Below are 12,629 nucleotides of genomic sequence, written 5' to 3'. Positions count from 1 at the left end.
ATCGGCTGGGTCGGCTGGCTCAACCACAGGTTCGGGCTCGCCGCGGACCTGCCGTCCTGCTGGCCGCAGCACCCGCCGATGGTCGAAGAACTCACCGCGCTCGCCGCGGCCTGGCACGCCGCCTACGACAGCCGCGCGCACCCCGACGCGCCGCTGCGCTGGCTGGAGTCGTTCGCCCGCTGCCGACAGCGACTGCGCGGCTGGGACGTCAGCCGCTGCCGCAACGGCAGCCACATCCCGCCGTCTACCGACCTGGCCTGGCCCGACGACTGGCGCGACACCGCCCTCGACGCCGTTGAAGCCGACCTCGTCGGCCGTCCCATGCCCGCCCCGCCCGCACCGTCCGACGCCCACGGTCAACCACCGGCGGCGGCACCCGGCGCCGACCCGACTGGAGGTGAGCCGGTATGAGCCAACCGGCGCAGGTCACCGCCGACGCGGACTGGCGCACCGTCACCGAGGCGATCGAAGAGACCGTCCTCGACATTCATGACCTCCGCGAGGACTTCGCGGACGCCCTTGACCGACTCAGACAGGAGCAGGACATGACCGACCCGCACTACGACGACCGCCGCGACGAGGAACTGCAGCACGCCGAACGCCGCCGCGAAGAGGAGCTCGACGCGCAGGACGACGGCCGCGTCGACGGCGACTACGACCTGGACACCGAATGACGGCCACCACCCTGCCCGCCCCCGCCACTAGAACGGGCGAGTCCGGCCCGGTGGCGGTCGACCGAGTCCGGTACATGCGTACCCTCGACGACCTCGAGTCCCGACTGGATCAGGTCCACCAGCTGCTGCACCGCGGCCGCCGCAGCCCGGCCGGCGCCCGCGGCCAGCGGCTCGTCGAGCTGCATGCAGCGATCCGGGCGGCCGGGCAGTTGCTCAACGACGCCCAGGGCGGCTGGCCGCCGCCCGCACCGGACGACGACGCCGCATGAACCACCACATCGCCCGGTACACGGTCACCGCCAGCGTCCTGCTGGCGGTGACCGCCGCTGCCCTCACCGGATGCAGCAGCCATCCACGGCATGCCCCGACCACAACACCAGCCGTCACCACAGCGCCGACGGCTGAGGACGGCGGCGCGCATCAGGAAGATGACGGCGACGACGGCGCGCAGCCGGATACCTCCACGACCGCGAACGCCGCAGCCCTCGACGTGATCAGCGCGTTCATGACCGCCTGGGCCCGGCCCGGACTCGACCAGCGCCGCTGGCACGCCGACGTGGCCCGCTACACCAGTCCGACATACGCCGACAAACTCGCCACCGTCGACCCGGCCGGCGTCCCGGCCACCCAAGTAACCACGGCGCCGGCGGTCCGGACCGCGACCGCGGGTGCGGTCGTCGCCGACGTCGGCACCGACGCCGGGCCGATCACCGTCACCTGCGTCCGCCTCAACGGCCGGTGGCTCGTCGTCAACGTCGAGCCACCCGAACCTCACCCTGAGGCGACGCCATGAAGATCCTCGTCTGGATCGTCGCCAGCCTCCTCGTGGTGTGCGGCTGCACCGGACTCATCGTCGTCATCGTCGTCGGCGACGCCAACGCGTGCGCGCCCACCCCACCCGGCGGCCTCACAGTGCGCACCGAAGGGCTGCCCGACGTCGGCCGGTGGAAAGCCGACCCGCAGGTCCGCAACGCCGCCATCATCGTCGCCACCGGCCAGCGCCTAGGCGTCCCCGCCCGCGGATGGGTGATCGCCGTCGCCACCGCCATGCAAGAGTCCAGCCTGCGCAACCTGCCCCATCTCGGCACCCGCAACGACCACGACTCGGTCGGGCTGTTCCAGCAACGCCCGAGCCAGGGCTGGGGCACCCCCGAACAGCTCATCGACCCCAACTACGCCAGCACCAAGTTCTACAAGAAGCTGCTCACCATCAAGGGCTGGGACACCATGGCCCTCACCGACGCCGCGCAGAAGGTCCAGCGATCCGCGTACCCCGACGCGTACGCCAAATGGGAACAGGACGCGGAGCGCGTTGTTGCCGCCGCCGTCACGGGCGCCACCATCATCGAGGAAGTCCCCGGCGCCTCCCTGGCCAACTGCGACGGCAGCACCGCGCCCGGCACGCCAGGAGCGTCCGGGTGGGTCCGCCCGGTGCCCGGCACGATTGTCTCGCCGTACGGGCAGCGGGGCGGCAAGCTGCACGCCGGCGTCGATCTCGCCGCGAAACGCCACGACGTCATCGTCGCCGCCGCGGCCGGCACCGTCAGCTACGCCGCGTGCGACCACAGCACCGGCAACTGCGACATCGACGGCAGCCCGACAACGCCAGGGTGCGGCTGGTACGTCGACATCAATCACGGCGGCGGCATCGCCACGCGCTACTGCCACATGGTCAGACGCCCCGACATCACAGTCGGCCAGCACGTCGAAGCCGGGCAACGGATCGGCCTGGCCGGCACCAGCGGGCACAGTTCAGGACCGCACCTGCACTACGAGACCCATGAAGGCGTCGACTGCTCCGGCAGCCGCTGCCAGCTCACCAAAGCCAACAGCAAAAACCCCGCCGTGTTCATGGAACTCCGCGGCGCAACGCTCGGAGCCACCGCATGAGCGGGTAGCGAGCAGTTGACCGACACCGGCCCGGCTTCGAGCGCCGGGTTCCCGTCCGCGCCTCCCGCTGCACCTGGCGTCGCTCGGGCGGGCGCCGGTACGGCCAGGGACGCGCGGTCACGAACGCAGCTGGCACCGCGACGGCGACCAGTTGAACGACGCCACACCACGACCGAGGGAGCCCCAATGAGCCCGGACGAGCCAGCGCAACCCGAGCCGGCGAGCTCAAAGGACGGTGGCGCGGACACCGACGACAGCGGCCGGTGGGCCAGCGAGGTGTGGCAGCACGCCATCGACGACACCGACATCGTCGTGGGCGGCGTCGTCCACGACGGCAACCGCTGGGAATCCGACGGCGAGGGCGGCGTCCGACCACGGCTGTCCGGCGACGATTGGCTGGCGCGGGAACGCGACGAGGCCGACGCCGAGCAACGGCTGTACGAGTTGCGCGAGGCCGCCGACGCCGACTTCTACGGCAGCGAAGACCTCGGCCGCGACGAGTGGGCCGAGCATCCGGCACGCCCGGCACCTGCAGCGGCCGGGATCAACCTGACGCACTTGACGGGACGCGAATCGAGATGACCCTCACCGTTCGACCAGCCGCACCGCCCGACACTCCAGCTGTCCCGGACCAGCCGGCTTCCGCCTCGGCCCGACCCGTGCGGCGCCCCACTGCCGGGCAGGACGGTTCGGCGCGGGCGACGCCAGCAGGGCGGTCGCAGCGGATCGGGTTCGGGCCTGCGGTCGCCCTCTACACCGGGTCGCTGCTCGGCCCCGGCGTCCTCGTCCTGCCCGGCATCGCCGCCGGACACGCCGGCCCTGCCTCGCTGCTCGCGTGGGCCGCGCTGCTGCTGCTCAGCATCCCGATCGCCGCCGTGTTCAGCAGCCTTGCCGTGCGGTACCCGTCCGGCGGCGGGATCGCCGCCACCGCCGAGCGCGCGTTCGGACCCGACGCCCGCGCTGTCGTCGGCTGGTGGTTCTACGCCGCCGTCCCCATCGCCGCCGCCGCAGCCGCCCTGCTCGGCGGGCAGTATGTCGCCGCCGCCATCGGCGCCGGGCCCCACACCGCCCTCGCGATCACCGCCGCGATCCTTGCCCTGGTGATCGCGGCGAACACCGCCGGGATCCGCATCTCCGGCCGCACCCAACTCGCCGTCGTCGGCGTGCTCCTCACGCTGCTCACCATCAGCCTCGCCGCCACCGGCCGGCACCTGCAGCCGAGCAACTTCACGCCGTTCAACCCGCACGGATACGCCGCCGTGGCCAAGGCGAGCGCCGTGCTGTTCGTCGGCGTCGCCGGATGGGAGGCATGCGCCACGCTCACCGACGCCGTGCACCGGCCCCGCCGCACCCTGCCCCGCGTCACCGCCACCACCCTCGTCGTGATCGGCGTCGTCTACCTCGGCCTCGCCACCGCCACGATCGGCACCCTCGGCACCGCTGCCGCCCAAGCCGACGTCCCGCTCGCCGACGTCATCCGCGCCGGGCTCGGACCCGCCGCGCCACCGGTCGTCGCCGTCGTCGCGCTGCTGCTCACCGTCGGCGCCGCCAACACCTACCTCGCCGGAGGAACCCGCTCAAGCGCGGCCCTCGCCGCCGCCGGGGACCTACCCAGCTGGCTCGCACACCAGCCGGACGGCGTCGCCCGGCGCAGCCTCGCCGTCCAGGCCGCCGCCACCATCACCCTCACCGCAGCCGCCGCCTGGTGGCACATCCCGCCCGGCGACCTGATCCGGCTCGTCTCCGTCCTGCTCGCCGCCGTCGCGCTGGCCGGCATGGCATCCGCCGCGCTGCTCCTCCCGGCCGGCTGGCACACCCTCGCCGCCCTCACCGGCACCGCCATCACCGCCGCCGTCCTCGGCACCGCCGGCCCCAACCTCCTCATCCCCGCCGCCATCGCCGGCGCCGCACTGACCTGGCAGGCCACCCGCCGCCGCCCCACCACCCCACCACGACCGGCGGCAACGACTGGAACGGGGAGACCGGCCGCGCCGGTGGCGGCAATGCAGGACACGGAACCGGCACGGCGACCCAGGATGCGCCTGCCCGCCGTCGCGACCCGCACCCCGGCCGCGAGCTCCGTCGGGCGGCCAGGCCGGCAACCGCCAAACGCGCCGGTTCCGGTCCGCCGCAAACGGAGCCGCCGACGCCGCAAACGCGCCGCCCGCCAACGGCGCTGACCAGCACCGCCACTGAACGCCTGCCCTGAGCCTCGAATCCCTCAGCCCTGAATGGAGTTCAACCCGTGCGCGTGCTGCTCATCGTTTCCGCGCTCAACGGCCTTAGCCAACGCGCCCTGTGCGCCCTGCGTGGCGCTGGCCACGACGTCGTCAACGTCGTGGTCGCAGGCAACGAAACGACGATGATCGAGAAAGTCAGGGGCGCCGACCCCGACATCATCATCTGCCCGTACCTCAAGAACCGCGTCCCAGCAGCCATCTGGCAGCGCTGGCCCACGATCATCATCCACCCCGGGCCCGTCGGCGACCGCGGCCCCAGCTCCCTCGACTGGGCCATCACCGATAACGAACCCGTCTGGGGCGTCACAGCCCTACAGGCCGTCGCCGACATGGACGCCGGTCCCATCTGGGCCACCCGAACCTTCCCGATGCCCGCCGACCCGCCCCGCAAGTCCAGCCTCTACAACGGACCCGTCGCCGACGCCGCCATCGCCTGCATCCTCGAAGTCCTCGACCACGCAGCCGACCCACAGTTCGTGCCGACACCACTCGACCAGGCCCGCCGCACCGTCTCCGGTACCCGCCTGCGGCCCCTCATGCGACAAGTGGACCGGGCGTTTGACTGGGATGAGCCCGGCGAACACATCCTGCGCCACATCCGCGCCGCCGACGGCGCACCCGGCGTCCGCACCACCATTGCCGGACAACACCTGTACGTCTACAACGCCGACCTCGTCGACGTTGTCCACCGCACCCGGCCCGGCACCATCCTCGGCCGCAACGACGACGCCGTGCTCATCGCCGCCGGCGACGGCACCGGTATCTGGATCGGGCACGCGAAAGCCACCACCGACCAGGCACCCGACGCGATCAAACTCCCCGCCGTGGACGTCCTCGGCGCCGATCTGCTCGACCGCGTCCCACGCCTCGCAGGACCGGCGCGAATCCGGTACATCCGGCACAGCCCGAAGGTCGGCGAGCTGACGTTCGACATCTACAACGGGGCCTTCTCCCCGAATTGGTCCCGAAGGCTCGCTGCCGCGCTCCGTAGAGCACTCGCGCAGGACACCCACGTCCTCATCGTCTCCGGCAGCACCGACGCCTACAGCAACGGCATCGACCTGAACCACATCCACGCCGCCGACAACCCGCAACTGGCCGCCTGGGCCAGCATCCGCGCCATCAACGCCGTCTGCCGAACCCTCGCCACCGACGCACGCCGGATCACCATCGCCGCGATCACTGGCAACGCCGGCGCCGGCGGCGCCATGCTGCCCCTCTCCGCCGACACCGTAGTCGCAAGGCACGGCGTCGTGCTCAACCCGTACTACAACATCGGACTCAGCGGCTCCGAGCTGCACTCCATGGTCCTGCCGGCCCGCGTCGGCCCCGCGGTCGCGCGCCGCCTCCTGACCAGCCTCCAGCCAGTCGACGTCGACCAGGCGCTCCGCCTCGGCCTCATCGATCACGCAGGCCCGCGCGACCCGGGCACCTTCAATGAATGGGTCCTCGAGGTGGCAGCCCACGCCGCCGCAGGGAACAACTGGGCCTCAACGATCGACGGCAAACGGACCCGCGCGAGCAACCGGCGCAGCGAAATCGCATACGCCGAGGCCGTCGAACTTGGGAAGATGGCTCGCGACATCTTCCGTGACCACCTCGCGTTTGCCGCCAGCCGCACCAACTTCGTCCACAAACGGCGCGGCGGTCAAGCCCCGCAGGCTATCGCCAGCCACCGCTCCTGATGTCCGACCTGCTCGCCCTGGCGTTATCGGCTCCCGCTGAGGTGGGACGGCGGTGCCCCGCTGGAGGTCCAACCGGCCGCCGATGGAGCGGCTCAGCCCGTGACCGGCAGGCTCTGGGGCCCCGCGGACGTCCGATCTCCTGCGAGGGGCGTGACATCGGGTGCCTATCGCGCTGCCGTCAGGGCGCGGTTTCCCGCGGCGTCGCGGCGGTGTGCACTGATCCACGTCGCCGCGTGCGGGCCGGACCTTGTCGTGCAGCCTGACTGGGACCTGCAAGGTAGTTGGGCAAGGCGCTGACCTCGACACGGAGTGAGTCCAACGCGTTGATCACCTGAGCTTGCACGGTCCGCCAAGCGACGGCGTAGTCAGCGACCGGAAACGCCAGACCCAGTGCCGGCAACGCCGTAGCGGCTTCCGGTGCCGCTCCAGCGTGTTGGCCGCTGTTGCGGATCTGAGTGACGTGGAACAGGATATCGACGGCTGTGCGCATCGCTGGCTGTGATTCGGTAGCCAGCCTGCGACTCAGGTAGCGGCGCAGTTTGACGAGCAGGAACCTGTCGCCCTCCTCCGGCGCTGCGTCCATGCCCTTGAGCATCTCGCCGAGCGCGCTGAGACGGTTGTCGAACTCTTCGGCCGTCGCGACAGGGATGGCCAGCCTTGCTGCGCGTTCGGCGCTGGGCACGTGTAGCAGCTTCCGGCCGAACTTCAGTTGCCACACGACGTCGAGGTAGTCGAACGCGGCCACCAGGCCAAGCGGGGAAACCGACTGCGGGAGTGGTACGGGCTCAGGCGGCATGATCCACGCACGCATCCGGGTGAGGTAATCGTTGACGTCACCTACTCCGCGGAACCGGCGCAGGAAGCTTGCTGGCTGATACGTCCAGCGGCGCTCGCCGAGCGGCTGGGCCCCATGGAAGGTGGCAGGCTCACCGTTCAGGAATATGGGCAGCCACCCGGCGAGCATCGCGTCCTGAAGCCCGAGCTCAGCCACCAGATCAGGCCCGACGATCTCTACCTTAATCACCTGACCCGGCTCGAACGGTGCAGCTGCTCGCCGCTCGGCCAACGCGTTGACGAAGCGGATGAACATGTCGACCGCCGGCTTGAACGACGGAAGGTGTGCCATGCCGGCGATGGTCAACTGCACAGGTTCCTCGTCGCGGCGATGGAGATCACGCCGGATCAGTGAATAGGCCGTTTGCCCGTGCGGGATGGACGGCAGGCCCGCGCACACTTCGTCGATGTCCAGCCCGAGGTCGTCCAGCTTGGCCTGGACGTACTGGTACACCGGCCAGCTGCCGGTCGAGATCACCGTATCGCCGACGATGTCCAGCAGGCTCTGCTGCGGTGCGGCCAGCGGACGCAAGAGCGCGTCAGTGTCGGAGGAGATTGGGGCAGTCATCGCGCGCCTCACACGTCGCCGGAAGGAGCGATCCGCGGTCAGCGCCCGTCTCGCTGCTGCCGCGAAGCCGGACAGCCCTACAGAATAGCGGTCGCTGCCATGCGTGGCCATCCCAACTCGCTCGTGTCGTACGGGTCGTCACCGCGGATCGTCTGGGTTGGCCGGATGCGGGCTAGGGCGCTGACGACGGGCTCGCGCTGCATAGTGCCATGTAGATTTGATGCGAGCTGGCGGCAGAGCGGCGGCCGGGTGCGCCAATGCAGCTGTGCACCGTCGTGCAGTAGAGGACAGGCGGGGTGTTCATGGTTGATTCCGTAGCGATGGCGCCGGGTTGGCCGGGGTCCAACTCGAGCGGTGACCGTGGCTGAAGATCCCCTTGGCGTCGTTGCGGGCGAAGACTCGGGCGCCGACACGCAGGATCGGTATGCATGGCAGCACCATTGCACCGCCGTCGACTGCGCCGAGATGTTCAGGTCCGGTCGGGCCCAGTTGGTCGTGACCGAGATCCACGAGGACTACGTCGTGGTTTTCGTCGACGGCCGGACCGAGTTCGTGAGCTGCAAGCACCGTGAGCAGAGTCAGGGTCCGTGGGATCTGATCTCTCTCTGTAACGAGGGTGGGCTCGCCCACCTGTTCGACCGATTCGTACGGTTCCCCGAGCTGGCGTTGCGGCTCATGACGAACGCGAGCCTCAAACCGGGCGCCCTTGAAGCGGCCGGGGTGTGGGCGGCATGCATGCGAGCCGCAGATGGAGAGCTGTTTACTGATTCCACCTTGACGGCGTGCCGCGATGCCCTCGCCCGCGGGTTGCTTGCCGCACGGCACACCCGGACGTTCGAAGGCATTCCGGTCACCCCCCGTCCGGGACGTGGCGGCCGGACCGCTCGTTTGGCAATTCCGGACGGCTTCCTGCCGCTCGTCGAGCGGTTCATGCGCGTACTCATGATCCGAGCCGATCTGCCGCAGCGGCAGTACATCGGGCCTGTCCACGTTTCGAAGGTGATGCGTTCTGCATTGGAGGCGTTGGGATACGACGGCGATGCCGCCCAACTGTGCTACGACCGGCTCGTGGATCTTGTCGCTCTGCGCAACATCGGTCAGCCGCTTACCAATGACTACGCAGGGTGGCTCACTAGCCGCAGCACGGGAACGACATCCGGGGCGCAGGCGGCATTAGTCGAGGCTCGGACCATACGCCGAGACGATGTGACGGAACTGATTCGCCTACACGCTGGACAGCATCGGGCGCCGGTACAACTCGATGCACGCTCGGACGAACGTCGCATCCGTCGGCTCCTGCGAGAACTGGGCCTTGGCGGCGCTGGGTCTATCACCGCCTTGGGCGACGTCGATGTTGGCGAGGGTGCCGGCGACCTTCAAGACGACTTCGACATCGCGTTCGAAGCGGCGGGGGGAGAGCGACGCCTGGGCGCGCCGCTCGCGCTTGCGGTGCCGGTCGGTCCTGGGTTTGCCCAGGCGTTCAGTGCCGACGGCCAGGCTGTCAGTTCGGTGATCTGCGCGGCACCGGGACGAGCCGGCGCCGTTCTCCCTGCGTCGATCTGGCTGGCGTTGCGTCAATACCAGGGCGGGGCAGGCCGCGGCGCAGGCTTCGACAACCTCGGCCTTCCGGGCGGCACTGGCGAACATCCCAACGTCGTCGATCCGCAGTCGAGCAGTGTCGATCTGTTCGGGGGCTCGTGGGCGAAACGGTCGGCGTTCCTCCGGCTGGCTGTGGAGGGTCGGTGGTCGTGGCGGCCGGCCATGGCTCTCGACTTCGAGGGCCCGCACCGGCGGCACTGGACACCGTCCGTGCCATCAGACCTCCGACTGCGGGCGGTTGCGCGTCTCCCCTGGCCCAATCTGCACGCGAACGATCTCACCGCATCCCGCCGGGCCCGTCTCCAACGGACCCTGAGCCGCAGTGGGTTGAGCTATGCCGCTGCGGCGCTGACGCTCCGCCGTGGTGCCGTCGGCGCCCCAGGTGAGTGGATGGTGGCCAGTGGCATCGACGCGTTCGGCACCGACCGCACCGTTCACCTTCGTGCAGCGCTCCTGGCCCCCGATGGGGCCGCCGCGCTCGTGAACGAGGTCATTCTGTCGGTACCTAGCGGACCCTCTCCGGATCACATTCTTGCGTGCGCGTCGCTGTCCATCTGGTTGGATCCGTGGCTGAGGGCCGTCCTGGCCCGAGGCGGTATGTTGGAAAAGGTGGAGGACCTCCGGCTATCACTGGGCGAGCTCATCCACGTGCTCGACGCGGCATGGGCAAGCGTCATCGACGTCGTGCCGATCGGTGCCCTTGACGATCCGCCTGCGACAGCGCTGTTCGGGGCTCCGACGGTTGAGTTGCATATCGACACGCCGACCCGGGTCGAGACTCCAACCGATCGATCCCGGACGTTGCCCGATGCCGTCGACATGTCGCTGCTCGGGCTGGCGATCCGGACCGAACAGCACACGACAGCCGGATTCAGGATCGTCACGCCCCTTGCTACTGCCGGAGATACCCGGCAGCAGTGGCTCGCCGACGGCCTCGCTCAGCTCGGCCGAAGCTGGGGGCACCCCGACGCGGACGCCGGCGTCCTCCTGGCGTCCCTATGACCGGATGGGTCGGCGGAATACGTGGCCGTCGCGATCAGGGACGGAGCAGGTGGCGGAGCCGGACGCCATGGTGCAGCGCGAGCCGGCTGATCAGCCGCTGCGACCGCTTGTAGTCCACCTCGTCGCCTGCCGTTCCGTGGCGCAGAACCGTCTCAAGATGCTTCTGACTCGCGGACAGGCGCCAGCCCTCGGTGTTCGGCGTGATGAGCTCCTCCAGCACGGAAAGACAATCAGACGGGTGACTATCCGCTAGGCCGGCGAGCCGTTCGAGCACCGCCGACTCGGAATCCACCGTCCCCGCGCGCTGCAATGCGATCACGAGCTGGGCAAACGACCATTTTACATCGAATTTCTCTGACGCAAACCAGCGCCCGAAATGTGCTAGCTCCCCAGCAGTGCCGGTGCCCTTCAGCTTGGCGACGCGGAAGTCCCACCATGCCGTGAGCGCCTGGATCTCGGTCTCAGGGATCTCGGGCCGGTCCAGCGTGGTGCTCGTGGTGAACATGATCCGGTCGGCGGTGTCCGCAGACGCCTGCGAATAGAAGGTACGCAGAAGCTGATCTTGTCCATCCAGGCTCAGTGTGCCCTCCCGCAGGAACAGCACGAGGTGGCAGCCGAGCAGGAAGTACGGATCCCAGTCGCGGTCGTGGTTGCTCTTCGCCGGTCGCCGCACCATCGTCTGATACACGTCCGGCAACAGCACGGGTGCGGTTGCGGGCACCTGACCGGAGGCCAGGAATCCCTCCCAGCTGGCGTCGAGCAGCAACCGTCCGGTGTCGTCGGCGGGAAAGATTTTCGTTGCGTTCGCGCGCGTCCACGCCGGCGCCATCCACAGGAGGGCGGCGAAGCGTTCGCCGAAGACGGACCGGACGGCGAGCGCCGGCTCCGCCCACATGTTGATGTGGTGATCCAGCAGGTTGAGTACCGCGTCTAGGTTCGCGTCCGGGTCACGGCGGCGCAGCCGCATCCCGAAGCCGATGGCAGCTCGGATGGCGAGCGGGCGGACGGCGTTCTCGGCGAGTGACAGCGATCGTGGCGACCCGAATCCGTTGCCGGACGCCGTCGCCTCCTCGCGGGTCGGCGCCGGGTCCGGGTCAGCGCAGGCCGACTCGAGAATCGACCAGATCATGGATTCGTGCTCAGCGGGAAGATCCGAGGTGGGCCGGTTGAGCGCGGCTCGTAGCAGCCGCATCAGGTCGCACCGGGGCCGCCGCCACTCGCGCTCGCGGTTGGCGTCGACGGTGCCGAGCTCTCGCTCGGCCTCCTGACTGATCCATGTGGCGAGGTCCACCAGTCCGGACCAGTGCATCTCGCGACCGGCCTGCACCGCTTGCCACAACCCGCTGACAACGGCGCCGACATAGACGGCTGGAAGCCCGATAAACGTCGCGGCGTCGGCTGAGCGCCGAGCCGCGTCCCGCTCGATCGCCGCGCTCAGCTCGCCGTTGAGCGCGGTCGGTCCGAGCGGGCGCCAATCGGTCGGGTCTGGTTCCCAGTTCCGGAGGAACTCGACCAGTTCGGCAGTGGGCATTGCAGCAAGATCGCTCTGCGCCACGGGCCCGGACGCGACTTCCCACGACGGACGTGCCGGGACCCGGTCGAGCTCGGCCAGGGCCGTGCCGTCGGCGAGCTGGAACTTCGTGGCCAAGGCCCGGAGCCGGGCTGCCCAGTCGCTCGGTAGGACAGCCTGCATCGGGTGGAGCCGGCGGATGGTCCAGTCGTCGATGGCGTCCTGGTCGTCGCTGCCCAAGAGGCTTGAGGCGTCCTCAACGACGGCGAGGAACGCTTGGAGATGTTCTGCGCCGATAGAAATGGCACCGCGTCGAGCGAGCAGAGCGACGTATTCAGGCTCTACCCGGAGATCGGCAGCCAACGTTCGATCGCAGAGGCGGGCGGCGGCGAGTTCCGACCCCGTGGCTTGCAGCGAGCTGAGCGTGTGGAGCGCGAGACGGCGCATGATGAGCCACGGCCGACGCTCCAATTCGGTGATGACAGCGCTGGCCGCCTCGTCGCCTTGCTCAGCGATCGTGATGGCGGTGTCGCGGACCGCGTTGACGATCGCATGTTCGATGTCCGTCTCGCCGCGGCCGCCGTCATCGTCGAGTCTCGATCGCCAGACCAGCGAACCGTCGTCGCC

General features: G+C 69.7%; 10 protein-coding genes and 1 pseudogene. 9 read left to right on the top strand and 2 right to left on the bottom strand.

Annotated features, from left to right (window positions below; all coding sequences use genetic code 11):
* The 8 genes and pseudogenes from Dsi01nite_RS54990 to Dsi01nite_RS54955 form a co-directional block, all read left to right on the top strand.
* Window positions 1–411, top strand: a pseudogene (locus Dsi01nite_RS54990) (hypothetical protein); the annotation flags it as partial.
* Window positions 408–674 (top strand): hypothetical protein, encoded by a 267-nt coding sequence (locus Dsi01nite_RS54985; protein ID WP_203854520.1) that lies wholly within the window; start codon window positions 408–410, stop codon window positions 672–674. The pseudogene Dsi01nite_RS54990 and the gene Dsi01nite_RS54985, both read left to right, overlap by 4 nt.
* Window positions 675–748: 74 nt before the next feature.
* Window positions 749–943: a hypothetical protein gene (locus Dsi01nite_RS54980; RefSeq protein WP_203854519.1), complete on the top strand. Its 195-nt coding sequence runs from the start codon at window positions 749–751 to the stop codon at window positions 941–943.
* A complete protein-coding gene (locus Dsi01nite_RS54975; protein ID WP_203854518.1) occupies window positions 940–1,467 on the top strand; it encodes a hypothetical protein in 528 nt (175 codons plus the stop codon). Before Dsi01nite_RS54980 ends, Dsi01nite_RS54975 begins: the two co-directional genes overlap by 4 nt.
* Entirely contained in the window at window positions 1,464–2,564 is a 1,101-nt protein-coding gene (locus tag Dsi01nite_RS54970) for a M23 family metallopeptidase (RefSeq protein WP_203854517.1), read from the top strand. Before Dsi01nite_RS54975 ends, Dsi01nite_RS54970 begins: the two co-directional genes overlap by 4 nt.
* A gap of 186 nt (window positions 2,565–2,750) precedes the next feature.
* On the top strand, window positions 2,751–3,146 hold the full coding sequence (locus Dsi01nite_RS54965) for a hypothetical protein (RefSeq protein WP_203854516.1): 396 nt from the start codon (window positions 2,751–2,753) through the stop codon (window positions 3,144–3,146).
* A gap of 77 nt (window positions 3,147–3,223) precedes the next feature.
* Window positions 3,224–4,744, top strand: a complete 1,521-nt coding sequence (locus tag Dsi01nite_RS54960) for an APC family permease (protein WP_203854515.1) — start codon at window positions 3,224–3,226, stop codon at window positions 4,742–4,744.
* A gap of 65 nt (window positions 4,745–4,809) precedes the next feature.
* Window positions 4,810–6,489: an enoyl-CoA hydratase-related protein gene (locus Dsi01nite_RS54955; RefSeq protein WP_239137227.1), complete on the top strand. Its 1,680-nt coding sequence runs from the start codon at window positions 4,810–4,812 to the stop codon at window positions 6,487–6,489.
* 178 nt (window positions 6,490–6,667) lie between these two features.
* On the opposite strand, the gene Dsi01nite_RS54950 is transcribed toward Dsi01nite_RS54955, so the two are convergent.
* Window positions 6,668–8,002, bottom strand: a complete 1,335-nt coding sequence (locus Dsi01nite_RS54950; protein ID WP_203854514.1) for a hypothetical protein — start codon at window positions 8,000–8,002, stop codon at window positions 6,668–6,670.
* Between the two features lie 243 nt (window positions 8,003–8,245).
* Between Dsi01nite_RS54950 and Dsi01nite_RS54945 the strand changes: the two genes are divergently transcribed.
* Window positions 8,246–10,492, top strand: a complete 2,247-nt coding sequence (locus Dsi01nite_RS54945; RefSeq protein WP_203854513.1) for a dsDNA nuclease domain-containing protein — start codon at window positions 8,246–8,248, stop codon at window positions 10,490–10,492.
* Window positions 10,493–10,526: 34 nt separating this feature from the next.
* Here Dsi01nite_RS54945 and Dsi01nite_RS54940 read toward each other — a convergent pair.
* Window positions 10,527–12,629, bottom strand: a 2,103-nt coding sequence (locus tag Dsi01nite_RS54940) for a hypothetical protein (protein WP_203854512.1), incomplete at its 5' end; no start/stop codon positions are given.

Source organism: Dactylosporangium siamense, assembly GCF_016862795.1.
Lineage (GTDB): Bacteria > Actinomycetota > Actinomycetes > Mycobacteriales > Micromonosporaceae > Dactylosporangium > Dactylosporangium siamense.
Note: the sequence above shows the minus strand (reverse complement) of the source record. Positions and strands in the feature narration are given on the sequence as shown.

What these genes read in the sequence shown, in the direction of transcription:
- Dsi01nite_RS54985 (WP_203854520.1), top strand. Translation starts at nt 408, where the DNA reads ATGAGCCAACCGGCGCAGGTCACCGCCGACGCGGACTGGCGCACCGTC.
- Dsi01nite_RS54980 (WP_203854519.1), top strand. Translation starts at nt 749, where the DNA reads ATGCGTACCCTCGACGACCTCGAGTCCCGACTGGATCAGGTCCACCAG.
- Dsi01nite_RS54970 (WP_203854517.1), top strand. Translation starts at nt 1,464, where the DNA reads ATGAAGATCCTCGTCTGGATCGTCGCCAGCCTCCTCGTGGTGTGCGGC.
- Dsi01nite_RS54975 (WP_203854518.1), top strand. Translation starts at nt 940, where the DNA reads ATGAACCACCACATCGCCCGGTACACGGTCACCGCCAGCGTCCTGCTG.
- Dsi01nite_RS54965 (WP_203854516.1), top strand. Translation starts at nt 2,751, where the DNA reads ATGAGCCCGGACGAGCCAGCGCAACCCGAGCCGGCGAGCTCAAAGGAC.
- Dsi01nite_RS54950 (WP_203854514.1), bottom strand. Translation starts at nt 8,002, where the DNA reads ATGGCCACGCATGGCAGCGACCGCTATTCTGTAGGGCTGTCCGGCTTC.